Genomic DNA, 25,876 nt, shown 5'->3' on the forward strand with positions numbered 1-25,876 from the left:
CAGCGTTCATCCTGAGCCAGGATCAAACTCTCCAATAAAGTTAGTTTGTCTAGCATCTAAAATAAAAATTGACGTTTCACGTTGTTTGTTTCGTTCAGTTTTCAAAGAACTTGTCCGCCGCTTCAGAAGCGACTTCATCATATTAACATCTTAATTTTTCGATGTCAACTAAGTTTTAAAATTTCTTTTTTGTCGTTTTCTGCGTTTCCGCATCAGCGACGTTTATTAATATACCATCACACTTTTTAAATAACAAGTGTTTTTTTATAAAAATATAAAAAAATTATCTACCCTACTTCCTTCTATAGAAGTAACTATTATCCTTACTACTGAAAATAGTTATTCTAATTGTATGCTAATACACTCCGTTCAACCAAATTGTATTTCACAATGCCTTCCCAAATTTTCATTCTCTTCTATATTAAAGCTTATAATCATTATCCTTCTATAAAATAACTATACAAATTAGCCTTAAGAAAAAATCCCATCTACATTAAACAGCCACTCGCGCGCATTATCCCCTTCCTTCTCATTCAAAAATTTACCCCCTACAAATTAACAACATTCCAATCCTAATACAAACTTAAGGATATTGTTAGAATTTTTTTACATTTAATTAATGAAAAATATCCATTTTTTGTTATATAGTAAGAAAGGACGCACTCAACTATAAATAAACCAATGGAGGAATTATTTTATGGATAGGTTAACAAAGTTTTCATTAAAAAACCGAGCTGCCATTATCATCATGATTTTTCTCATTTCCATACTCGGTGTTTATTCCGGCTCTAAATTACCTATGGAATTTTTACCGAGTATCGACAATCCAGCAATTACCGTCACAACCTTATCTCAAGGACTCGACGCTGAAACGATGACAAAGGATGTAACTGATCCTCTCGAAAAACAATTTCGCAATTTAGAACACGTCGACACCATTACTTCTTCTACATACGAGGGATTATCACGTATCGACATTGCGTATACATCAAAAGCAAACATGAAAGATGCAGCACGCGAAGTCGAAAAAGCCGTCAATACAATTAAATTACCTAAAGATGTAACCAAGCCCGTAGTTAGTCAATTAAACACTTCTATGATTCCACTCGCCCAAATTACTATCCAGAAACAAAACGGTTTTTCAAAAGCAGATGAAAAACAAATTGAAAAAGAAATCGTACCACAACTCGAAAACATTGATGGTGTTGCCAACGTTATGTTTTTCGGAAAATCCACCTCTGAATTATCTATCGTACTTGATCAGAACCAATTAAAAAACAAAAACGTAACATCACAGCAGGTACTAACTGTTTTACAAGGAAAAGAAACTTCTACTCCAGCTGGGGCAATTACTGTTAATCAGGAAGAATACAACCTCCGCGTCATTGGGGACATAAAAAATGTAAATGACATTAAAAACATCACTGTGGCACCCCAAGTGAAATTGCAAGACATTGCTCAAATTGAAATCAAACAACACTACGATACAATCTCACATATAAACGGAGAAGAAGGCACAGGATTAATCATCATGAAAGAACCGAGTAAAAATGCAGTTGCCATTGGAAAAGAGATTGATAAAAAAGTTAAAGAGATAGATAAGGAATATAAAGATCAATTTTCCATTAAACTTTTGGCTTCAACCCATGAACAAGTTGAAAATGCTGTTACTAGCATGGGAAAAGAAGTAATACTTGGAGCAATCGCGGCAACTCTAATTATCTTAATCTTTTTACGTAACTTCCGAACAACACTCATCGCTGTTGTCAGTATTCCATTATCCATTTTATTAACACTCTTTTTACTACATCAATCTAACATTACACTTAACATTTTAACCCTCGGTGGTTTAGCTGTTGCGGTTGGACGTCTCGTCGATGATAGTATCGTTGTCATCGAGAATATTTTCCGCCGTTTACAAAAAGATTCTTTCTCTAAAGATATCATTCTCGATGCAACGAAAGAAGTCGCAGTCGCAATTACTTCTTCTACTTTAACAACGGTCGCTGTTTTTTTACCTATCGGCCTCGTATCAGGAGCAATCGGAAAATTAATGTTACCTATGGTATTAGCAGTTGTATATTCTATATTATCATCCTTAATCGTTGCACTAACAGTTGTTCCACTTATGGCTTTTTTACTACTCAAAAAAACAAAGCATCGAAAGCCAAGTTCTTCATCACGATATGTCGCTACATTAAAGTGGGCTCTTTCTCATAAATTCATTATTCTACTTACTGCATTTTTATTATTTGTAGGATCAATTGCAGCTTATATATTACTACCGAAAGCAAACATAAAATCTGAAGACGACACAATGTTATCTATTAACATGACATTTCCAGCCGATTATAATGCTGAATCTCAAAAACAAAAAGCATTTGATTTTGAAAAGAAATTACTTTCTAATTCAGATATAACAGACGTTATTTTACGAATGGGATCTAGCGCAGAAGATGCACAATGGGGGCAAACAACTAAAAATAACCTCGCTAGTATATTCGTAGTCTTTAAAAAAGGTTCTGATATTGATCAATATATTAAAGAGTTAAAAAAGGAACATAAAACTTTTGAGCCTGCTGAACTTGATTATATAAAAACAAGTTATTCAAGCTCTGGCGGCGGTAATAACTTACAATTTAACGTAACAGCTACTAACGAAGCGGATTTAAAAGAGGCGGCTACTATCGTTGAAACAAAACTAAAAAGCATGAATGATCTTTCTAAAGTAAAAACAAATTTAGAAGACTCTAAGAAAGAATGGCAAATTCATATTGATCAAACAAAGGCTGAACAACTAGGTTTAACACCAGAAATAGCTGCGCAACAAGTAGCATTCCTTATGAAGAAATCACCTATTGGCGAAATTACAATTAATAATGAAAAAGCTACTATTATGATAGAACACAAAAAAGAAAACATTAATAAACAAGAAGATATTTTAAATACAAACATACTATCACCTATTAATGGACCAATACCTTTAAAAGACATCGCAACTATTTCAGAAAAACAAACACAAACAGAAATTTTCCATAAAGACGGAAAAGAAACAATCCAAATTACAGCCGAAGCTTCAAATGAAGATTTGAGTAAAGTAAACACAGCAGTAAATAAAGCGATGACTGACTTAGATTTACCTGGTGGTGCAAAAGTAAATATCGCAGGAGCTACTGAATCTATGCAAGAGAATTTTACAGATTTATTCAAAATTATGGGGATTGCAATCGGGATTGTATATTTAATTATGGTTATCACCTTCGGGCAAGCACGTGCTCCTTTTGCAATCCTATTCTCCTTACCATTAGCTGCTGTCGGTGGTATTTTAGGATTAATCATTTCACGAACACCTGTTGATGTAAATTCCTTGATCGGCGCATTAATGTTAATTGGGATTGTTGTTACAAACGCTATTGTATTAATAGAAAGAGTCCAACAAAATCGGGAACATGGAATGGAAACTAGAGAAGCCTTACTTGAAGCAGGTTCTACTAGACTACGCCCAATTATTATGACAGCTATTACAACAATCGTTGCTATGCTCCCACTCCTATTTTGCCAATCCCAAGCAGGAAGTATGGTATCAAAAAGTTTAGCCGTCGTTGTCATCGGCGGTTTGGCAGTCTCAACTGCTCTTACATTAGTAGTCGTTCCAGTTATGTATGAACTATTAGATAAAATCGGGAGAAAAAGACGCTCCCGTAGGAAAATAAGCACTTCTACAGAAACACCTGATATTTAAAAACAAAAGGCGTTATCTTCACAAATGAAGATAACGCCTTCTCTCTATTTAGTCATATAATCCATCATTTTTTCCACATATTGCTCTATAGGTTTACTAGAATCCACAATAAGGTATTCATTATTTGAAGGTCTTTTACTACCATTTAACCACTTTTTAAAACCTACTTCCGACTCCACCTTTTCAATTTGACTGATCATACGCTTACGTGTTTGCAGTCTCCTATTAATCTCTTCCATATCATTAAGATAACACTCAATATATTTATATTTCACACCATGTTTATTTGATAGTTCAATCCCTTTTTCAACCATTCCTTCATATAAACACGGACTATCCAATATAACACTATGCCCTTGTTCTAAATAAGAATCAATCAATACCCATTCGGCATCATACGCAAGCCCACCAACAATCGTTGATTCAATTCCTTTTACTTTTAATGATTTTAACAACGCGGATTTCAAAACATCATGATCTATAATTACAGCACCTGTTAATTTCGCTATATACTTAGAAACTGTCGATTTTCCTGACCCAGGAAAACCTGACATTTGCAGAAAAAACAAATTAAAGCTCCTCTCTAAATTACATCTGTTCTTCTTTATAATTAATCACAAATTCAACAATCATTACATCCATTCCTTCTATATTAAAATACAAAAGAACCCCCTACTTATAAATAGAGAGTTCTTCTTTATAATTTATGCCGCTTTTACCTTTTTCGTTGTTTTACTTTTTCTTTTCGTTCCTGTAAAGCGCTTGTGTAATATAGATGCTATCAAGCGTGAAATAACATTGAATAGTAATACCATAATAATTAATACAGCTGCAGATTTTGTCGCAATCAACTTCGCATCTGGAATAACTCCTTCAGAATTTAATTTCCAAATGTGAACCGCTAATGTTTCAGCTGGTCTAAACGGATTTAAAGGATGCGCAGGACTTGAGAAATCCGCTGCTGAATTTAAAATCGGGGATGTTAAACCCGCTGTGTAAATTAATGCTGCCGCTTCCCCAAATATACGACCCGCCGCTAAAATAATCCCTGTAATAATTTGTGGTAATGACGATGGGATAATAATACGAGCGATTGTTTGCCACTTCGTTGCACCTAATCCAAGACTTGCCTCTTTTACATTCTGAGGAACTTCTGAAATCGCATTTTCACAAACACGCGTTAAACCTGGTAAATTTAAAATAGTTAAAGCAAGAGCACCACCCATTACTGTGTATCCCCAACCTGTCATTGTAACGAACACTAACAAACCAAATAAACCAACAACAATAGAAGGTAAAGACGCCATCGTCTCTATACATAGACGAACAAAATTTAAAAAACGTCCTTGTTTTGCGTACTCTGCTAAATATATTCCAGCACCTAATCCAAGAGGAATAGATATAATAAGCGTTATAACAAGCATGTAGAATGAATTGAATAACTGCGGACCAATCCCACCACCAGCTCTTGTATTGCTTGGTTCTCCAAACAAGAAATTAGGATCCCAAAATCCCCATCCCTTTTGTAAAATCTCAAATACTAAGAACACTAGCAAAGCTACAACTAAAGCCGCAACTGCATAAAAGATACCTGTCCAAACTTTATTTACCGTTCTTGCATTCATTATTATCGCTCACCTCTTTGCCCAATCGCTCGAATTACTAAAATAAACAGGAATGAAATAACAAGTAAAATCATCGCTAAAGTCCATAGCGCATTGTTCCAAGCAGTTCCGTTCAATGTATTCGTCATGTCCATTGTTAAAATACCAGTTAACGTCGCTGTCGGACTATATATTCCTTCTGGTAATTTAATCGTATTCCCGATTACCATTTGAACCGCTAACGCTTCACCGAAAGCACGCGCTAAGCCTAAAACAACACCTGTTAAAATCCCTTTTTTCGCAGCAGGAACAATCACTCGGCTAATCGCTTGCCATTTCGTTGATCCTAGACCATAAGAAGCTTCTAAATAATCAAATGGAACAGAACGTATTGCATCAGAAGCGATACTAGCAATAGTAGGTAAAATCATAATACTTAATACAACAATACCTGCAATTAAACTAAAGCCTACTCCCCCAAACGAATCACGTAATAGCGGTACTAAAATCGTAACCCCTAATAATCCGTATACAACCGAAGGAATACCAACTAACAATTCTAGAACAGGCTTCAATACTTTATTTCCAAACTTTGGCGAAATTAAATTCATGAATATAGCAAGAGCTATAGCAATTGGTGCACTAATAATAACCGCACCTAACGAAACCACCGTTGAACCTACAATGAAAATTAAAGCCCCGAAGGATCCTTGATCAGCATTTGGATTCCATTTTGTCGATGTTAACATCTCAGTAAATGAGATACCACTTTGTGTAAAAGATTGAATACCTTTCCCACAAATAAACGCAATAATAGCTAATGTAATTAAAACTATAAAAATACCACAAAACGTAACAAGTGATCTTCCTATATATTCACTTTTCACGTAATTAATTTGTTTTTTCCCCTTCATCACAGGACAGACCCCACTTCACAGATTGAAATGAACAGGACTGGCCTTGCAGCCAGCCCCATAAAATTTTATTACTTATTTAATTTAGACATTGGAATGTAGCCCATATCTTCTACTTGCTTTTCAAAATCTTTACCTTTTACATAATCGATGTAAGCTTTCGTCGCTTCCTTCGCTTCACCTTTTGTTACCATATATTCGTAAGACCAGAATGGATATTTACCAGACGCGATGTTTTCAACTTTCGGTTCAGCACCATCAATTTTCACTGTTTGTAGTGCGCCTTTTTTCTCGCCCACCATGTAAGACATCGCTAAATAGCTCACCGAACCAGGAGTAGAGTTAATCGCTTGCTCTACTGCACCGTTAGAATCTTGTGTTGTACCAGTTCCATCATTAATTTTCGCGTCTTTCATAATCGTTTTTTCAAATGTAGCACGTGTACCAGATGAAGCTGGACGATTAATTACATTGATTTTTTCATCTTTTCCGCCAACTTCTTTCCAATTTGTTACTTTTCCAGTGAAGATATCTTGTACTTGTTGCATTGTTAAGTTATCAACTTTTACATCTTTATTTACGACAAGAGCGAATGCAATACCCGCTACCTTGTTATCTACTAATTCTTTCGCCTTTTCAGCATCTTTTATTTTATCTCCGGATGGAACATCTGAATTACCAATTTGTACTGCACCAGATGCTACTTGGTTAATCCCAGTTCCACTACCGCCACCTTGAACTTGAATAGAAACTTTTGAATTTTTCTCCATGAATTTCTTTCCAGCTTCCTCCGCAAGAGGTAGAAGAGCTGTAGATCCAGCCGCTGCAATCGTACCTGATAATTCTTGTTTTGTATTATCGCTTCCTTTAGCAGTGTCTTTACTAGTTGTATCTTCTGCTTTCCCACAACCAACTAATGCTCCTGCTACCACTAAAGCTGCTAAAGAAAATTTAATACCTTTTTTCATAACCATGTCTTGTACCCCCATTTGGATTATCACTTTTCGAATTCATTTTCTTTCGAACACAAATTCATTGTAGGACAACAATATTATGTGAGTGTTAAGCAATTTTTAATTTTAAGTAAATGACGATAATAATCTTTAAAAGCTAGAAATCCCAACATTTATAGTTAAATAATCCAACAAAAACCACACTAACTACGCCGCAATGTAAATATATTCTTAACAATGTAAATTCAATGTAAATGTTTTTCTCTCTTTTTCCCTTTTCGTTAAAGTTACATTTACAATTCCGCTGTATTTTGTAATTTTTATACACCTAATTTATGCACATTAAAAATAATTTCAGTAATATTTTTTAGTACAACTAAATAAATTGGAACAATTCTAAAAATAAATGAATATTTTTAAAGTACTAATTGACAACATAATCCAATGTAGTCTACTATATTACTAACAAAAAGTTTACCTTAGGAAACTTTTTAAACTCAAACTAAAAATATAGAGATGAGGTAACTTTTATGGTATCGGCTAATATAAAACCACTTTCCGAATTTAAAATAGGAGAGTTTGTACAAATTGAGAAGATACAATTAGAAGGAACTATGAAACGACGCTTATTAGATTTGGGATTTATCCCGGGGGCGACGATTAAAGTATTGCAACGCAGTCCACTTGGAGATCCGGTCGCTTATCAAGTGAGCAACACAACTATTGCACTGCGTAAAGAAGAAAGCTCCCTTATTTTCGGGGTATTAATAGGAGATGATTTCAGATGAGCAAACATCGTATCGCTTTAGCTGGTAACCCGAATACAGGGAAAAGTACATTATTTAATACTTTAACAGGCTTAAAACAACATACTGGAAACTGGACGGGAAAAACTGTTTTAAAAGCTGAAGGAGAATATGAACATAACGGAAGTAATTATACATTAATAGATTTACCGGGAACTTACTCACTATACTCAAATTCCGCAGACGAAGAAGTAGCGAGGGATTATATTATATTTGAAAAACCAGAAGTAACTGTAGTTGTTATAGACGCAACTGCTATGGAAAGAAATTTAAATTTAGCACTCCAGGTGATGGAGATGACAAATAATGTAGTCATTTGCATTAACTTAATTGATGAAGCCCAGAAAAAAGGCATCCTTATTGATGAAAAGAAATTAGCAAAATCACTTGGTGTGCCTGTCGTTAAAATTTCAGCACGTAACCGAGTAGGTATTGGTCATTTGCTAAATGTTATTGCAAAAGTAGCAAATAAAAAACTAATTCCAGCACCAATTAAAATTACTTACAGCGAAAAAATCGAAAATATGATTCAGGAATTAGAACCACAAATTTATAAAGTGTTCGGTGATACGTATCCAGCACGTTGGATTGCGTTACGTATATTAGATGGAGATAAAAATTTCTTAACTACACTTCAAAAACACCATAATGAACCACTTGTAAGGGAGGTCGTAATTAATGGAATCTCACTCAGCCAGTAAAGCTCTTCCATTAGACTATATTATTCAACATGCACAAACACTTTCAAAAGAAGATATACGAGATGATATAGTCGGAGATATTTACCGAACATCTGCAAGCATATGTAAAGAATCCGTCCAATATACAAATACTGATAAATTATATCGTTCCGAAAAACTAGATAAAATTTTCACATCTCCAATCTGGGGATTCCCAATTATGCTCGGTATTTTATCTATTATTTTTTATCTTACAATTGCAGGCGCTAACGTACCATCTGATATGATTGCCGAATTCTTCGGATGGGCCGAAGGATATTTAACATCTTGGTTCCAAGCTGCGCATGCACCTGAATGGTTACATGGCATTTTAATACTTGGTTTGTTCCGTGGTATCGGTGCTGTTATTAGCGTTATGTTACCACCTATGGCAATCTTTTTCCCTATGTTCGCGCTATTAGAAAACTACGGATACTTACCACGTGTCGCGTTTAATATGGACCGCTTATTCAAAAGATCCGGCGCACACGGGAAACAATCTTTAACAATGGCAATGGGATTTGGTTGTAATGCAGCAGCCATTATGTCAACACGTATCATTGAATCACCACGTGAACGTATGCTAGCAATTTTAACGAACAACTTCGTTCCTTGTAACGGTCGCTGGCCTATGTTAATTTTAATGGCTTCACTATTTATGGCTGCTGGTTATACAGGCAGTATGCAAACATTGGTTACTGCTGGCGTTGTAGTCGGAATGGTTGTAATTGGTGTTATTATGACATTAACTGTTTCTTGGGTACTATCAAAAACAGCCTTAAAAGGGGTTCCAACTCACTACACACTTGAGTTACCTCCGTACCGCAAGCCAAAAGTTTGGAATACAATTGTTCGCGCAACACTCGATAAATCAATCTATGTTTTAAAACGAGCTATAGTTGTTGCTGCCCCTGCGGCTGCATTAACTTGGTTACTTGCTAACATTTTTATTGGTGACACAAGCTTACTTATGTATTTTGTAAACTTCCTAGATCCATTTGCTAAAATGTTAGGACTTGACGGCTTTATTCTAGCTGCATTCATTCTTGGACTACCCGCTAATGAAATTGTAATCCCAATTTTATTAATGTCTTACTTATCAACTGGGGCCTTAACTGAAATAGATGATTTTAATCAAATTAAAAATCTATTCCTAGAAAATGGTTGGACTTGGTTAACAGCGTTAAACACAATGTTGTTCTCACTTCTTCATTTCCCGTGCGGAACAACACTAGTTAACATATACAAAGAAACAAAAAGTGCAAAATGGACATTCTTATCGTTTGCAATCCCTACCGTTATCGCCATTGTTGTTACATTCCTCTCTACACAATTGGTACATTGGTTAGGGCTTGTATAAAGCAAAGCATACATAGAAGGTATCCCCCTTCACATATGCTTTGCACGAAAGAAACCTGAAATTATTCAGGTTTCTTTTTTTGCACATCAGTATTCCACGGCTGTGCTCCATACGTTGTGAGTTTTTTATGAATAAAATATATAGTTCCTGGAAGAACTGCCATTAATATCGTGCAACTAATTCCTAATCCAGTAAACAACTTTCATCACCTTATTTCACTCTTTTCGGTAAAGCTGAACCTGAATGTTCAATTGTTGGATGAACATGAACAGTAATTTCAGCATTACTAAAGTAATTTTCGCCTTGATCCCAATTCTTACTTATTTTTGTCCATTCTTTATAATTATGTCGCTTATACACTTCCCCTAACTCTAATACATCTACCTTATATTTTTTTTGAACAAGCTTAATCGATTTTTGAATACGCTCCTCCATTTCTTCCGATATATCCTTCTCTAAACTCTTTTCATTCAAAACCTTTTTATGATCACTAAAGTGCAACTCAGCTATTGTACCTTCCAGAAATAAATGAATATTAAATTTCGGTTTTGTAGCATTCGTTGTGGATACTTTAATTTTTCGACGTAACTTATGAATTTCATATGTAATAAGTTGATTCTTTTTACGGATGGTAAAAAAACCTCCAATTTTTTTACCTATTATATAATTCATCCCTACTGTTTCTTCCCCACTCAAATTGCCTACACACTTATTATCCTTTCCACGAAACAATGCTGCACCGTTCATTTGTACTCCTTGTTTTGTTAGTTCCAGAATAGGTAATACAAAACTTCGGTTAGAGATCATCTTTTCCTGCACCTCACCAATTCTTGCAGCCTCAATCATTTGGGCATTTTTCGGAGGGTGTTCAGCTAACATATCAATATACTGCGCCGGTAAATTTTCAGGCTTGGCACTTTGTTTTAAAATAGCTTCGGCATTTTTATTAGAAACGAACAAACGAATATTTCTTCTCATCTCATGATCGCGAATATATACATCTAACGTATTTTGTAAAATGTATGGATGTGAAAGTAATTCTTCAGAGAAAATAATCACCTGTATATGAGGGAAAAATAATGTACGACTAATTTTTTTGGCGATTATTCTTATTTGTTCAAATACACTATCTGCTTTTGCACTAACATTAATATAATTTTCGCTATCCCCACCCCCTTGTCCACCCTGTTGAGACAATTTACTGGGGAGTACCATCTGATAGGTCCCTTTCATAATTGGATTCGCTTTCTTCTCCTTCACAATATCGTAAGCCGCTCCTACTACAAATCCTCTTTCTTCTATCTCTTCTAACTCAGAACACCCACTCATAAATCCAGTTAAAGCCATAACCATTATAATTTTAAGAAGGTGTTTCATTTCCACCATTCCTTCTTTTTATTTTATATACAATCAAAACGAGCAAAGGAGCTAACAAAACAAACCCCATATCTATCCAAGCTAAATAAGTCCCATAACTTGATAAAGTATTCAAACTACTAGGTATCATATTCACCATAAAAATAATAGGGGCACTTACGAAAATAAAAATTTGTTTCTTCACTTTCGGAAACATAGCACAAAACAATAAAGATGCGACGTCATAATACATTGCTGTAGTGTTATAAATAGTAATAATCCAAGTCGTAAAAAAAATCGCATCAAACCTTTCTAAAAATCCTCCACCAATTTCAATTTCTTTCCCTAATTCAATTGTTGGATATGTCAATCCACGTGTTGTCATATAAGTAAAAACACTAATACAAGTTACATAAATTAAAATGTATGACAGCACGTTTACCATCACCGCTTTCGCGACTGCCATTGGCGCTTTTTTCGCTGTCTTATCATTCAGCAAAACCGCATAAAATAACGCTACTTCAAATCCAATAAACGTAAAAATAGAATTTTTAACTCCAACAGCATATTGACTTACTTTCGTTTGAAAAGCTGGTAGTAAATTATTTATTTCCATTAAATTTATATTCAATAAAGAAAGAAGTACTATCGCAATTAAAACAATAGGTAAGAATAAAACATTTAACCTTAATAAGGCTGCTCTTGATCCTGCTATTCCATAAATAACAACTAATAAGAAGAAGAAAGACAGTAGTTGTATTGGTGTATCACTAAATAAATACGTTTGAGAAATAACTGAAATCATTCGCGATTCATATGCTGTCAAAGCAGCAAACGTTAATACTAAAATACTACTAATTGTGTATGCAACAGGCTTCGTCAAATGCGCACTCGTATATTGAACAAAATTTTGTTTTGGAAATAAGATAGCCACTCTCGTCACAAACCAGCCTAAAACTGCGCAGATCAATCCACCCAAAAGCAAGATAATCCAACCGTCCGAAAATAAAGTTTGGTTAGCGATATCTCTTGGCATAGACAATGCCCCTATACCAATAATGGTCGATGATACCGCAAACCCAATTTCACGAGATCCAATCTCTTCATCGCCATACTCAAATGGTTTCACTTATTTTCGCTCCTTTGGACGTATTGTAGAATCTTTTGTTTGTAAGTACTCTGGTCTATCTTTCAACATCGATTTTGGCATGCGAATAAATTCTTCTTTCCAATCTTTATAAAATGCAGGAGCAATTGGAGTTGTATACGGTATACCAACACTTGTTAAATTTGTAATATGAATAGCAAGTGCGATCAGAGCTAGAATGATCCCATACAACCCAAAAGCCGTTGCAGCTAATACAAAGACGAAAAGTAAAATTCGGAACGTAATCGTAATACTATATACAGGAAGCGAAAACGTAGCAATCGCAGTAACTGCAATAATAATAACTAAAAACGGATTTACAATCCCTGCATTTACCGCAGCTTCTCCAATTACAAGACCTCCTACAATCCCTATCGTTTGTCCCATCGGTTTCGGCAATCGGATTCCAGCTTCTCGTATTAATTCCATAGTCAAGGCCATCATTAACGTTTCAATATATGCTGGAAATGGAACACCTTCCCTCGCACCTGCAATTGAATAAGCCAGTTTAGAAGGAATAAGTCCTTGATGATAAGATACAAGTGCTACATACATAGCTGGTAACAAAACCGCAATTATACCTGAACCCATACGTAAAAATCTTAATAACGTTCCAATCACCCAGCGCTCGTAATGATCTTCTACAGATTGAAAAATATCAACAAACACAAGTGGTGCAATAAGAGCAAACGGGGATCCGTCTACTAAAATGGCCGCCTTCCCTTTCGCTAATGAGGCTATAATATTATCAGGCCTCTCTGTATTCAAAAACTGTGGAAATGGGGATAAATTATTATCCTGAATTAATTGTTCAATCGTACCTGTTTCCAAAACGACATCTGTCACTATTGATTGAAGACGGCGATCTAACTCTTTTACAATGTGAGGATTAATAATATCCTCTATATATACTAGGGTTACTTCTTTCTGCGATCGCTTCCCCATAATATAAGATTGGAACCTCAACTTTGGATCGCGTAAACTGCGTCGGATTAACATTTTATTCACATTAATATCTTCATTTAATCCAACTCTCGGTCCGCGTATTAAATCTTCTGTCACTGGTGGTTCTAAACTTCGCTTCTCCCAGGCCCTACTATTAATAACGATAGCGGTTTGAATATTATCAATTAATATAACTGTATCTCCCGCTAATATCGCATTCATAATATCTGGAAACTTCGTCTTTACACCCACTTCTGCGATAGAAATAAAACGATCCAATAACGTTTGAACAACAGCTTCCTCATTTATAATTTCTTCGTATTGCAGTGTGCGAATGACATATTTATAAACATTATCCTTATCTGTCAATCCACATAAAAACACAACCGCACAACGTGTAAAACTCCCAGCAAGAGCAACTTCTCTAATTGTTAAATCATTAGGTGAACCTAACTCATCCCTAATTTCTTTCATAACTTCAAATAAGTTACCTTCAAGCTCTAACAATTTCCCCACCTAGCTTCCTTTTCAACAAGTTTTTAGTTAGATTCCGCTAATAGAAGGAAATATATACAAAAAAAGAGCTATCTCTTTTCAAAGATAGCTCTAATAAAGTAAAACTTTAATCAACCCTCACCAATCGGGCTTTTACGGACAGTTTAATCCCCACCTAACTTCTTTGCTTCCGCTGAATTTTGAGGTGGGGGTCTTACTGCCCGTTAATGCAGGATAAACGAATTACTTTTCTACTATTATAGTGTTTTTCTTTATAAATACACCTTTTGTAAATCCACTAACTACAAACATCACAATTATATTAATTAACAATGCGACTATACCTACATTCAAATCTTTTATATACTGCGGGAAACTCGGAAACATCGTGGCTATAGTTGAACCAGATAAGGTAATATATGCGACCACTAATAGCCCAACTCCCATTCCTGCAATCGCCCCTTGCTTCGTAATAATTTGACGTGGAAACAAGCTACATACAAGTGCAGGGAAAAGTTGCGTAACGATACTGTATCCCATTAATAGAAGTGCTCCTATTGTTTCTCCTCCCTTAAATGTAAATAAAACTGCCACGAGCGTTACTACAGGCACAAATAATTTTGCCATCTTAGCAACTTGTCTATCTGAAGCAGACGGGACTATCGTTCGGTAAATATTTTTTGCTAACAGTGTAGAAGCCGCCATAACAAGCATAGACCCTGGAACCAATGCCGTTAATACTCCCGCACTACCAATAATTCCAATAAACCAAGGATCAAAAGTTTGTAAAGCAAGACGGAATAACGAAAGATCTACATCCGCTCCCTTTAACCCAGGAACTTGCAATATAGCAGCAAATCCTGCAAAAAATACGAAAAGTAAAACTAAAGAATACAATGGCATAATTGCTGCATTTTTACGAAATACTTTTTCATTTTTTGCAGAAAAAGCAGAAGCAAATGTATGAGGCCACATATAAAAACCGAGGGCCGTTAATATAATAGTAGAAACAAACCAAGAAATACTCATTCCTTCTTCAGGTAAAGATAAAAATCCCGGTTTCGCTGCCTCTACAGCCTCAAACATCGGCTGAAATCCTCCATAATAATGATACGGCAAATATATACCTAAAAACATAACGATAAACAGTATCATAATATCCTTCAAAGCAGCCGTCCAAGCCGAACCATGTATACCTGAAACCATTACATATATAGTTATAACAATAGCACCGATCCATACTGCAACAACAGGTGACACCCTTCCGTAAGAAGCTTCTGAAACGATAATTCCCAGTCCTTTTAACTGTAAAACAAGATATGGGATGATGGAAACAACACCAACAATCGAAACAATAAGTCCAAGCGCTTTACTTCTATATTTCTTCGCAAAAAAATCCGACTGTGAAACAAGGTTATGCTCTTTCGCATACTTCCAAATGGGTGGCAATAAAAAATACGATAAAAGATAAGCTAAAGCACCATATCCCAAAATATAAAAGGTAGGTGCTCCTTTACTATACGCCCAGCCGCTTCCCCCTAAAAATGTAAACGTCGTATAAATTTCACCTGCCATAAGGAGAAAAACAAAAATAGTGCCAAATCCTCTTCCTCCAACTGACCATTGTTCTAAATTCATATCTTTTCCATGTTGTGCCCGAATCCCTAAAAATAGTGCGAGAAACAAAAATAAAATAATGATAAGTAATGCAGTCATTTTACATCCTCCTTATTAGCAGGATCAAACACGTACACAAGCCACATACAAAAAGATGTAATAAACACTGATAATAATACCCAAAATAATAAAAATGGCATCCCTAATACGTAAGGAGTAACTGAATTCGCAAATATTGGCCCAACTACTAAACAAAGAACTGGGATAAGCGCTAGAATGTGTATTTTCTTCATCTCATTCTCCTTTACTTATAAAGTTCATAATGGCTGATACAAAGACTTCCACTCCAATCGGTAATGCATCTTCGTCAATCGTAAAACGAGGGTGATGGTGAGGATATATAATACCTTTCTCTTTATTTCCCGCTCCGATAAAAAAGAATGTCCCCGGTGCCTTTTGTAAAAACGCTGAAAAATCTTCTCCAGCCATCGTCGGCTGTAAACGAACAACCCTATCCCTTCCATAAAGTTGTAATGCCGTTTGTTCAATAAGCTCTGTAGCTTCATAATCATTTACAACTGGTCGATATCCATATTCATATGAAAATGTATATTTCGCTCCGTAAGATTCCGTAATATGCTTCACAATCCGCTCAATCTTCTTCTCTGTTTCACCTCGTAATTCATGTCTTAAACTTCTTACTGTCCCTTCAATCTCGGCTTGCTCTGGTATTACATTATGAGTTGTCCCAGCATGAAATTGCGTAACAGATATTACGAGAGAATCTAATGGATTCGTGAGGCGAGATACAATTTGCTGAAGTTGCGAAACGACTTGTGTTCCGATTGCAATACTATCCATCGTTTCATGAGGGATTCCAGCATGTCCACCTTTTCCCTCTATCTTAATTTTAAAAACATCCGGTGCAGCCATTGCAGGACCATAAATAACACCTATTTTCCCAACCTCTAACGACGCCCAAAGGTGAGCACCAATAATATAATCCACACCTTCCATTACACCTGCAGCAACCATCTCCTCTGCACCACCAGGAAAATTCTCTTCAGCATGTTGGAATAGAAAACGAATCTCCCCTTGAATCTTCTCTCTTTCTTCTACCAACTTATGTACAACCCCAAGTAATATCGCTATATGTCCATCATGACCACATGCATGCATTACACCTTTATATGTAGAAATAAAATCAAACTCATTTTCTTCATGAATAGGAAGAGCATCCATATCGGCTCGAATCGCAACTGTTTTGCCCGGATGTTTACCTACTAACTTTGCCATCACACTATATTTAGTCGGCCGTGACACTTCTAAATATGGGAATTTCCGAAGTATATCGAACACAAACTGCGATGTTTTCTCTTCTTGAAAAGATAACTCTGGATACTTATGAAAATGCCTTCTCCACTCAACTAACTGATTTTTTGACAAAACAAGTTCCTTTGCAACATCCATTTCTCTTCTCCCCTTCTTCACCAAGTTAAATGTTATTATAACGTGAATTGTTAATTTTTAAAAGAATCTTCTGAATTTTCAGTGTTAATAAACCAAAAAGAAAAAGCCATCCCAAAGATGACTTTTTCATTATTATAAAATAGTAATTGCTTGTTTTCCCATTTGCTCCCAAGCTTTCTCAAATTCTGCTCGCGGAACAGCCAAACGTGGATTATTTTTAAGAGGATCATTTACATATACAAAGTTTTGATCATATCCAATTACTACTGCACTATGCTCATAATATGTAATTTTCACTTCGCCTGAACTCGTATTCCATGTTTCAAAACTACTTTCAGCTAGCGGCTTAAACGTCGTATTAATAATGACCCATACCGGAGAGCCAGAACTAATTACTTTATATATATCTTGCATGTCTCTACCTGTTAAATTAATTACTTTTTCAGGAACATATTTTTCTGCTAAATCAAAGATTGGTTTATTGTATACACCATACCCAGGCTCTGCCTTTGTATAAATATTTCCCACAAATCCCTCGTAAGGATTTCCACGCAAACCATTTTGTTCAAATGGAACACGATGAATTTCGCTAGCAAGTTGCATCTTATCTACTTGTACACCTTTATATTGCAGCAACATAGCTAAACTTGTCACTTCACACCCTCTAGGTAATTCTGGTAATTGTTTAATAAACGGAACATCTTCAATCATAGCTGCTTCTTTCATTTCAGATAGAAACTCTAAGCGTAGAACTTGCGCCTTTTGCATGATTTTATCTTTTCCTATAAAAAATGCAGCAGCAAGTATAATCCCAAAAACAAAAAGATATTTTAACTTTTTCATTATAAACAAAACTCCATTAATTATTATTTTACAGATACACCTCTTATCATTGTACCCTTCTTCTTACTAGTTTGCTAGAAAGATCATGTGAATTATCGATCATAGAATTAATTATAAAAATTCTAATTATTTTTAATAAAAAGAAAAATAAATATACATTTACAGAATATTTTGCTAAAATCAAAATTGTTAACATAGTGAAGATATCACCATGTTAACAAACATTCTTAGAGTATTTAGTCATAGTTCGTTTTTTTACATACTCCATTCATTTCATAGCAAATAAACCGAGTGTGTGTTGCATCCCCCACTAATGATTAAAAACTCAGAATAAAACGAAGTTCACACATTCAAGAAAATACGGGGTGAGGGGCATATGAATCAACAAATTGAACAAACAGATTTAAAACGAACAATGAAAAGTAGACACCTATTTATGATTGCACTCGGCGGTGTTATCGGAACCGGGTTATTTATGGGATCTGGTCAAATTGTCCATAATGCCGGACCTGGTGGTGCTATTCTTGCATTTTTAGTCGGTGGATTTGTTATGTATTTAACGATGTTATGTCTTGGTGAATTATCCGTCGCTATGCCAGAAGCAGGTTCATTCCAAAGTTATGCAAGCAAATTCATTTCACCTGGTTTTGGATTTGTTGTCGGTTGGATGTATTGGTTAAATTGGGCTGTTACAGTTGGCGTAGAGTTAACAACTGTAAGTATTTTAATGAAACGCTGGTTTCCAGACGTTTCTTCCTGGATTTGGTGCGTTACATTTGCAGCAGCACTCTTCCTCGTAAACGCTTTATCAGCAAAAGCATATGCAGAAGCAGAGTTTTGGTTCGCAAGTGTAAAAGTCGCGACAATTGTCATTTTCATCGTGCTTGGTGGCGCTGTTATGTTCGGTCTACTAGACTTTAATGGAAAGCCAGCTCCAATGCTTCATAATTTCACTGAAAATGGCGGGCTATTTCCCAACGGTGCATTAGCTGTTCTTCTTACGATGATTACAGTAAATTACTCCTTCCAAGGAACAGAATTAATTGGAATCGCTTCAGGAGAAAGTGAAAATCCTGAAAAAACAATTCCAAAAGCAATAAAAAATACAATTTGGCGAACTCTCTTCTTCTTCGTCTTAGCGATATCAGTTGTTGTAGGTTTACTCCCATGGCAAGAGGCTAATCTAGTTGAAAGTCCCTTTGTACTTGTATTTGATGTAGCCGGTGTCCCATATGCAGCAGATATTATGAACTTTGTTATTATTACAGCTGTATTATCCGTTGCTAACTCTGGTCTATATGCAAATTCTCGTATGCTGTGGGCGATGGCAAAACAAGGAATGGCAAGCCCAGCATTTACGAAATTAACTAAAAAAGGTGTACCGCTAAATGCATTAATTTTCAGCCTAATTTTCGCTAGCCTGTCCTTACTAACAAGTGTATTTGCGGCAGATACTGTCTTTCTAGTTTTAACATCTATTGCAGCAATGGCTGCCGTTGTAGTTTGGATGTCAATCGCCGCTTCACAGTTTTTCTTCCGTAGAAATTTCGTGAAAAATGGTGGCGACATAAATGATTTAAAATATCGTACACCGCTCTATCCACTCGTTCCAATCGTAGCGTTCTCGCTCAATTTCATTACATTTGTTAGTTTGGCTTTCATTCCAGATCAAAGAATTGCTCTTTATTGCGGCATTCCATTTATGATTATTTGTTACATTTTATACCAAGTTAAATATAAAAAAATTGTCACACTTGAACAGCCACGAACTGTCACACAAGAAATAAACTAAATATACAAAATATTCAGCTATCTTTCTTATCATAAGATAGCTTTTTTCTATTTCTTGGATATCCTGGTATAACTTTATTTATCTTAAAATTTTCACAATCACGTTTTTCTCTGGAAAATAGTTTACAATGTAATCAAGTTACAAATGATATTCACCTTAAAAAGTGTGCATTTGTGTCTATTTTTTAACAATATATCAAAAACTATTGCCTTCTATAAATTAATAGGTTTATATTGTTTTATTGGCATAGTTTCAATCCAAGGAGAAAGGAGATTTTCAATCGTGCAACTAAAGAAAGCGTTTTGGAAGTTGGCTTCACTTCTTCCGTTATCATTACTTCTGTTCCTCGGTGGCTGTGATAAAAAACTCGCAGTATTAAATCCGCAAGGACCTGTTGCAAAAGCACAGTATGATTTAATTGTTTGGTCATTCTTGCTTATGTCATTAATTATCGCAATTGTATTCATTCTGTTTACAGTCATCTTGATTCGTTATCGTGAAAAACCAGAGAATATGGACTATGAGCCACCTGAACAACACGGTAACACATTACTAGAAATTATTTGGACGCTTGTTCCTGTTATTATCGTTATCGCATTATCGATTCCAACAGTAAAAGCAACTTATGCTTCGGAAGAGGTTCCGAAAGAGTCCAAACATATTAAACCAGTTGAAATTTATGTTACATCTGCAAACTGGAAATGGTTATTCAGTTACCCAGAGGAAAAAATTGAAACCGTTAACTATTTAAACATCCCAGCTGGTGTACCAATTCAATTCAAACTGACTTCTGTCGGCCCAATGAATGCTTTCTGGGTACCAGAACTTGGTGGTATGAAGTACACAATGGATGGCATGATTATGGATCTTTATTTACAAGCTGATAAGCCAGGTTCTTACCTAGGCCGTAGTGCGAACTTCTCTGGTGAAGGATTCACACACATGGAGTTCGAAGTTGAAGCAAAAACTAAAGAGAAATATGACAAGTGGGTTAAAGAAGTACAAGAAACTGCTCCTAAACTAACAGAAGCTAAGTACAACGAAATTGTTAAACCAGGTGTAGTTGGTCGTATGACATTCTCTAGTCACCACTTAAGTTATGTAGATCCAAAATCACTTGAATATTGTGATTATAACTACTACAAAAACAAAAAATAATAGCTATTATTCCAACAGATTGGAGTGAACACAGTGAAGCTTGATGAATTCTTTGTCACAGGTGACCCGATTATTTACGGTGCAGACGCTTCTATCGTTCTTGTGACATTAGCAATCATTTTCGTACTAACAAAGTATAAAAAATGGAAATGGCTTTGGGACGAATGGTTAACAACTGTTGACCATAAAAAAATCGGAGCTATGTATATTATTTCTGCGGTTATCATGTTATTCCGTGGTGGTATGGATGGTTTAATGATCCGTGCACAGTTAACATTCCCAGAAACAACTTATTTAAACGCTGAACACTATAACGGAATCTTTACAACGCATGGTACAGTAATGATTCTTTTCATGGCAATGCCATTCGTTATGGGATTAATGAACCTTGTAGTACCATTACAAATTGGTGCTCGTGACGTTGCATATCCGTTCTTAAATGCTTTAAGTTTCTGGTTATTCTTTGTCGGAGCAATGTTATTCAACATCGCTTTCGTAATCGGTGGTTCTCCAGACGCCGGGTGGACTTCTTACTTCCCAATGGCAGGTACAGAGTTTACTTCGGGCGTAGGAAATAACTACTACGCAATTGCATTACAGATTTCAGGTCTCGGTACGCTAATGACCGGTATTAACTTCCTTGTTACTATCTTAAAAATGCGTACACCTGGTATGACTTTAATGAGAATGCCAATGTTTACTTGGTCAATCTTAATTACAACAATTATCATTATTTTTGCTTTCCCAGTATTAACAGTTGCTCTTGCATTAATGACATTTGACCGTCTATTCGATGCTCACTTCTTTACGATGGCGAGCGGCGGTATGCCGATGTTATGGGCCAACCTGTTCTGGGTATGGGGTCACCCTGAAGTATATATCGTTATTTTACCGGCATTCGGTATTTTCTCTGAAATCATTAGTACATTCTCACGTAAACGTTTATTCGGTTACAGTGCGATGGTATACTCAATGGTTGCAATTTCTTTACTAAGTTTCGTCGTATGGCTTCACCACTTCTTCACGATGGGTGCAGGTCCAGCGGTTAACTCATTCTTCTCGATTTCGACAATGGCGATTTCGATTCCAACCGGGGTTAAGATCTTTAACTGGTTGTTTACACTGTATAAAGGACGTATTCGTTTTACGGTTCCAATGCTTTGGTCATTGGCATTTATTCCAAACTTCGTAGTCGGTGGGGTTACAGGGGTTATGCTTGGAATGGCAGCAGCTGATTATCAATACCATAACAGCTACTTCCTAATCGCTCACTTCCACTACGTATTAATCGCAGGTACAGTATTCGCTATGCTTGCTGGATTCACATTCTGGTATCCAAAAATGACTGGTCATATGTTAAATGAGCGCCTAGGTAAATGGACATTCTGGATCTTTATGAGCGGATTCAACATCTGTTTCTTCCCAATGTACTTCTTAGGTTTAGACGGTATGACTCGTCGTATGTACACTTACTCTGAAAGTCTTGGATGGGGATGGCTAAACCAAATCGCATCTGTTGGTGCGGTAATGATGGGTATCGGCTTCCTACTTCTTTGCTACAACGTAATTTGGAGTGCACGTCATGGTGAACGTGACACAACTGGAGATCCATGGGATGGTCGTACACTTGAATGGGCAACTCACTCTCCTGTACAACATTACAACTTCGCGAAGCTTCCTGAAATTAAAGAAGCTGATGCTTTCTGGTACATGAAAAAACGCGGAGAAACAGTTACACCAGCAGCAGAAGATATCAAACCAATTCACATGCCAAGTAACTCTGGTGTGCCTATTATTGCGTCTGGATTCTTCGGTCTTGCAGGTTTCGCATTAGTATTTAGCTGGTTCTGGCTTGCAGCAATCGGTGGTATTGGTATTTTAGCTTGCTTAATCTATCGTTCATTCGATTATGATGAAGGTTACTATATCAGTGTTGATGAAATTAAAAAAACAGAACATATAGCATGAGAGGTGAAATGATATGGCGGCTTTAGATAAAAGCTTACCTTTGGAATATCAATCCGAACAAAGCAGATTGAATATCCTAGGATTCTGGATTTTTCTTGGGGCTGAAATTATGCTGTTCGCAACACTTTTCGCCTCTTATCTAGTCCTTGCTGGTCGTACGGCAGATGGCCCAACACCAGCGCAACTGTTTGAACTTAAAACGCTTTTAATTCAAACATTACTACTTTTAACAAGTAGTTTCACATGTGGTATCGTAATTCACGAAATGCGTAAGCACAACCAAAAAGCGATGCTTGGATGGTTCGTCCTTACATTACTTTTAGGTGCAGGTTTCCTATTCTTCGAGATTGAAGAGTTCATTATGTATATTGGTGAAGGCGCAACAATTCAAACAAGTGCTTTCTTATCTGGATTCTTCGTTCTTCTTGGAACGCATGGAGCCCACGTAACAGGCGGTATCATTTGGGCAATTTGTGTTATTATCCAAATTTTAAAACGAGGTTTAACACCAGTTACAGCTCGTAAAGTATTCATTATCAGCTTATACTGGCATTTCCTTGATCTTGTTTGGGTCTTTATTTACACACTAGTTTACTTGAACGGGATGGTGGCGTAAATGGCTCAAAACAACAATCAAGCAAACGGACATGCGCATAGCGGATTCCCTTGGTCACACGTTTTCGGATTTATTTTATCGCTTGCATTAACGTTTCTAGCGTTATACGTGGCACTTTACACAACATTGCCACTTTCAACAGTCTTAACAACTATTATCATAATGGCTGTTGCGCAAGCATTGTTACAATTAATTATGTTCATGCATTTAAAAGAAGGAGAAGGAAGAGTTCAAATTCTTACTATGATCTACAGTTTCTTCGTTGCAACTGCAACAGTTGGTTTAACTGTATGGATCTTCTTCTCAATGTAATGTACATGAAAAAGACTGCTGAGATTCCTCAGCAGTCTTTTTTTATCCCCTCTATTACATCCACATTACGGAATTAACAGCATAATCATGAAAAATATACTTATTATGACAAATGTTAAGAAAAGTCTTTCTTTATGAAATCGAATCCATATGCGTTGCTTTTCTACCTATTATATGGCTAAATAGGTACTATATTTATTTGAAGGGAGAGAACGCAATGGAACATCATACTTCTGTTCTATCACTTATGGTTGTCGTTGCAATCGCGTTTTTCGTTCCCCTTTTGTTACAACGCTTTAAATTAAAAGCACTTCCTGTGGTCGTTGCAGAAATTATTGCAGGAATCTTTGTAGGTAAAAGTGGGTTTAATATTATTGAGCCAGATATATGGCTTCAAGTTTTATCAACATTAGGATTTATCTTCCTCATGTTCTTAAGCGGTTTAGAAATTGATTTTTCTATCTTTAAACAAAAAGGGAAAAAAAATACGACAAACGAACCAAATACATTTCAGGCAGCAAGCATTATCTTCTTATTTATTTTCATCTTATCTTATGCCCTATCATTACTATTCGTATGGCTAGGATTCGTAGATAATGCAATGTTCATGACTTTAATTATTTCAACTATTTCTTTAGGTGTTGTTGTACCAACATTAAAAGAGAATAACCTAGGAAAAACTGCAATCGGACAAATCATTTTATTAGTTGCTGTTATTGCAGACTTAGTTACAATGATTTTACTCGCTGTTTTCGTCGGATTAAATTCCGAAAGCGGCCAAAGTATGTGGCTCTTACTTATTCTATTCGGTGCCGGTATTGTCATTTACTTTATTGCAAAACGCTTTAAAAACATTCCATACTTAGATAGTTTAAAAGCTGGTAGTGTACAAATTGATACACGAGCTGTTTTTGCACTCATTTTAATCTTAGTTGGGTTATCGGAATCTGTTGGAGCAGAAAATATTTTAGGGGCCTTTTTAGCAGGTGTACTTGTATCGTTATTATCACCAAATGAAGATATGGTGGAAAAACTTGATTCTATCGGCTATGGTTTCTTCATCCCTATTTTCTTCGTAATGGTTGGTGTAAATCTAGAGGTGTGGTCTATTTTCAAAGAACCTTCTAGCATGCTAATGATCCCAATCTTAATTGTAGGACTCTTTATTTCAAAACTCTTACCATCACTCGTCTTAAGAAAATGGTATCCACGTAATATCGTACTTGGAAGTGCAATTTTATTAACATCGACACTTTCTTTAGTTATTGCGGCTGCACAAATTGGTGAAAAACTGGAGATCATCAGTCCGAGTTTATCTGCCTCTCTTATTTTAAGCGCAGTTATTACTTGTATTTTTGCACCTATATTGTTTAAAAAAATGTTCCCAAAAGTAGAAACACCAAAACCAAAAGTAGCTATTATTGGCGCGAGCAGAATTACCCTTCCGTTATCACTAGATTTAAAACGAGAAGATTATGACGTAACGCTATATATGATGCGTCAAAACAAAATAAATGATGAAGAAGCGAAATCGCACGACTTCCCTATCGTGAAATTGGATGACATCACAATCGCATCATTAACTGAACAAACAGCATTTGATGCAGATCGCGTCGTTGTTGCAACAAGTGATGATGAACAAAACTTATTATTGGCAGAACATGCAAAAGAGCTAGGTGTTGAACATGTTATTGCAAGTGTAGAAGATCCACTTCTACAAGAAAAAGCAACGCAAGAACATATCGCTGTATTCTCAACAATTAACTCTACACGTATTTTATTACGTGCGCTTATTGATAAACCTAGTCTCGTTCGCTTAATTACAACAGCAAACGAAACAGTCCGTGAAGTTGAACTACGGAGCAATAAATATAACGGCGTTGCACTTCGTCGCCTTCCGTTTTTAGGTGATGTACTAGTCATTCAAATTTATCGTGGAAATAAAGCATTAATCCCACATGGGGATACAAGACTACAACACGGTGATACATTACTTGTAACAGGCTCAAAAGAACATATCGATACACTAAAAAACATATTAGAATAAAAAAATGCCCCT

The 25,876-nt window shown here is 35.9% G+C and carries 22 protein-coding genes; 10 read left to right on the plus strand and 12 right to left on the minus strand.

What is annotated here, in order from left to right; all coding sequences use genetic code 11:
• Positions 1–697: 697 nt before the first annotated feature.
• On the plus strand, positions 698–3,742 hold the full coding sequence (locus ACTFRU_RS25015; RefSeq protein ID WP_440037950.1) for an efflux RND transporter permease subunit: 3,045 nt from the start codon (positions 698–700) through the stop codon (positions 3,740–3,742).
• 44 nt (positions 3,743–3,786) lie between these two features.
• Here the strand turns inward: ACTFRU_RS25015 and ACTFRU_RS25020 are convergent, their stop codons facing one another.
• The 4 genes from ACTFRU_RS25020 to ACTFRU_RS25035 form a co-directional block, all read right to left on the minus strand.
• Entirely contained in the window at positions 3,787–4,311 is a 525-nt protein-coding gene (locus ACTFRU_RS25020; RefSeq protein ID WP_000465755.1) for an AAA family ATPase, read from the minus strand.
• A 135-nt stretch (positions 4,312–4,446) separates the two neighbouring features.
• Entirely contained in the window at positions 4,447–5,367 is a 921-nt protein-coding gene (gene pstA / locus ACTFRU_RS25025) for a phosphate ABC transporter permease PstA (protein WP_000994141.1), read from the minus strand.
• 2 nt (positions 5,368–5,369) lie between these two features.
• On the minus strand, positions 5,370–6,260 hold the full coding sequence (pstC, locus tag ACTFRU_RS25030; protein ID WP_000676676.1) for a phosphate ABC transporter permease subunit PstC: 891 nt from the start codon (positions 6,258–6,260) through the stop codon (positions 5,370–5,372).
• 71 nt (positions 6,261–6,331) lie between these two features.
• Positions 6,332–7,234: a phosphate ABC transporter substrate-binding protein PstS family protein gene (locus ACTFRU_RS25035; protein ID WP_000245108.1), complete on the minus strand. Its 903-nt coding sequence runs from the start codon at positions 7,232–7,234 to the stop codon at positions 6,332–6,334.
• Between the two features lie 509 nt (positions 7,235–7,743).
• On the opposite strand from ACTFRU_RS25035, the gene ACTFRU_RS25040 reads away from it, so the two are divergent.
• Genes ACTFRU_RS25040 through ACTFRU_RS25050 form a run of 3 tightly spaced genes read left to right on the plus strand, consistent with a single transcriptional unit; the run spans position 7,744 to position 10,098 of the window.
• Positions 7,744–8,001 (plus strand): FeoA family protein, encoded by a 258-nt coding sequence (locus ACTFRU_RS25040; RefSeq protein ID WP_000252982.1) that lies wholly within the window; start codon positions 7,744–7,746, stop codon positions 7,999–8,001.
• A complete protein-coding gene (locus ACTFRU_RS25045) occupies positions 7,998–8,720 on the plus strand; it encodes a FeoB small GTPase domain-containing protein (protein ID WP_000033871.1) in 723 nt (240 codons plus the stop codon). Before ACTFRU_RS25040 ends, ACTFRU_RS25045 begins: the two co-directional genes overlap by 4 nt.
• Positions 8,698–10,098, plus strand: coding sequence for a nucleoside recognition domain-containing protein (locus ACTFRU_RS25050; RefSeq protein ID WP_000443602.1), 1,401 nt, complete (start codon positions 8,698–8,700; stop codon positions 10,096–10,098). Before ACTFRU_RS25045 ends, ACTFRU_RS25050 begins: the two co-directional genes overlap by 23 nt.
• A gap of 61 nt (positions 10,099–10,159) precedes the next feature.
• On the opposite strand, the gene ACTFRU_RS25055 is transcribed toward ACTFRU_RS25050, so the two are convergent.
• The 8 genes from ACTFRU_RS25055 to ACTFRU_RS25090 form a co-directional block, all read right to left on the minus strand.
• Positions 10,160–10,297, minus strand: a complete 138-nt coding sequence (locus ACTFRU_RS25055; protein WP_000493997.1) for a hypothetical protein — start codon at positions 10,295–10,297, stop codon at positions 10,160–10,162.
• An 11-nt stretch (positions 10,298–10,308) separates the two neighbouring features.
• Complete coding sequence (gene gerLC, locus ACTFRU_RS25060) at positions 10,309–11,475, minus strand: spore germination protein GerLC (RefSeq protein ID WP_000681632.1); 1,167 nt, start codon at positions 11,473–11,475, stop codon at positions 10,309–10,311.
• Positions 11,459–12,583: a spore germination protein GerLB gene (gerLB, locus tag ACTFRU_RS25065; RefSeq protein ID WP_000802009.1), complete on the minus strand. Its 1,125-nt coding sequence runs from the start codon at positions 12,581–12,583 to the stop codon at positions 11,459–11,461. The genes gerLC and gerLB overlap by 17 nt, the downstream gene beginning before the upstream one ends.
• The gene (gene gerLA / locus ACTFRU_RS25070; protein WP_002023287.1) at positions 12,584–14,062 is read right to left on the minus strand and encodes a spore germination protein GerLA; all 1,479 of its coding nucleotides are present in this window, start codon (positions 14,060–14,062) and stop codon (positions 12,584–12,586) included.
• Positions 14,063–14,284: 222 nt separating this feature from the next.
• A complete protein-coding gene (locus tag ACTFRU_RS25075) occupies positions 14,285–15,757 on the minus strand; it encodes a sodium:solute symporter family protein (RefSeq protein WP_000125937.1) in 1,473 nt (490 codons plus the stop codon).
• Positions 15,754–15,951 carry a DUF3311 domain-containing protein gene (locus ACTFRU_RS25080; RefSeq protein ID WP_006919289.1) on the minus strand — a complete coding sequence of 66 codons (198 nt, stop codon included), beginning with the start codon at positions 15,949–15,951 and terminating at the stop codon, positions 15,754–15,756. The genes ACTFRU_RS25075 and ACTFRU_RS25080 overlap by 4 nt, the downstream gene beginning before the upstream one ends.
• A gap of 1 nt (position 15,952) precedes the next feature.
• Positions 15,953–17,128, minus strand: coding sequence for an amidohydrolase (locus ACTFRU_RS25085; protein ID WP_049107275.1), 1,176 nt, complete (start codon positions 17,126–17,128; stop codon positions 15,953–15,955).
• A gap of 132 nt (positions 17,129–17,260) precedes the next feature.
• Positions 17,261–17,971: a C39 family peptidase gene (locus ACTFRU_RS25090; RefSeq protein ID WP_000734488.1), complete on the minus strand. Its 711-nt coding sequence runs from the start codon at positions 17,969–17,971 to the stop codon at positions 17,261–17,263.
• 376 nt (positions 17,972–18,347) lie between these two features.
• Between ACTFRU_RS25090 and ACTFRU_RS25095 the strand changes: the two genes are divergently transcribed.
• The 6 genes from ACTFRU_RS25095 (at position 18,348) to ACTFRU_RS25120 (ending at position 25,864) form a co-directional block, all read left to right on the plus strand.
• Complete coding sequence (locus ACTFRU_RS25095) at positions 18,348–19,763, plus strand: amino acid permease (protein WP_001075749.1); 1,416 nt, start codon at positions 18,348–18,350, stop codon at positions 19,761–19,763.
• 282 nt (positions 19,764–20,045) lie between these two features.
• Entirely contained in the window at positions 20,046–20,921 is an 876-nt protein-coding gene (locus ACTFRU_RS25100) for a cytochrome aa3 quinol oxidase subunit II (protein ID WP_001176165.1), read from the plus strand.
• A gap of 33 nt (positions 20,922–20,954) precedes the next feature.
• Positions 20,955–22,889 carry a cytochrome aa3 quinol oxidase subunit I gene (qoxB, locus tag ACTFRU_RS25105; RefSeq protein WP_000762366.1) on the plus strand — a complete coding sequence of 645 codons (1,935 nt, stop codon included), beginning with the start codon at positions 20,955–20,957 and terminating at the stop codon, positions 22,887–22,889.
• Between the two features lie 13 nt (positions 22,890–22,902).
• Positions 22,903–23,505 (plus strand): cytochrome aa3 quinol oxidase subunit III, encoded by a 603-nt coding sequence (gene qoxC / locus ACTFRU_RS25110; protein WP_000729317.1) that lies wholly within the window; start codon positions 22,903–22,905, stop codon positions 23,503–23,505.
• Positions 23,506–23,817 (plus strand): cytochrome aa3 quinol oxidase subunit IV, encoded by a 312-nt coding sequence (gene qoxD / locus ACTFRU_RS25115; RefSeq protein ID WP_000068425.1) that lies wholly within the window; start codon positions 23,506–23,508, stop codon positions 23,815–23,817. It begins immediately after the preceding gene.
• Positions 23,818–24,034: 217 nt separating this feature from the next.
• Positions 24,035–25,864 carry a monovalent cation:proton antiporter family protein gene (locus ACTFRU_RS25120; RefSeq protein ID WP_000399960.1) on the plus strand — a complete coding sequence of 610 codons (1,830 nt, stop codon included), beginning with the start codon at positions 24,035–24,037 and terminating at the stop codon, positions 25,862–25,864.
• Positions 25,865–25,876 lie beyond the last annotated feature (12 nt).

It is taken from the genome of Bacillus cereus group sp. MYBK220-1 (assembly GCF_051916445.1).
GTDB classification, from domain to species: domain Bacteria; phylum Bacillota; class Bacilli; order Bacillales; family Bacillaceae_G; genus Bacillus_A; species Bacillus_A cereus.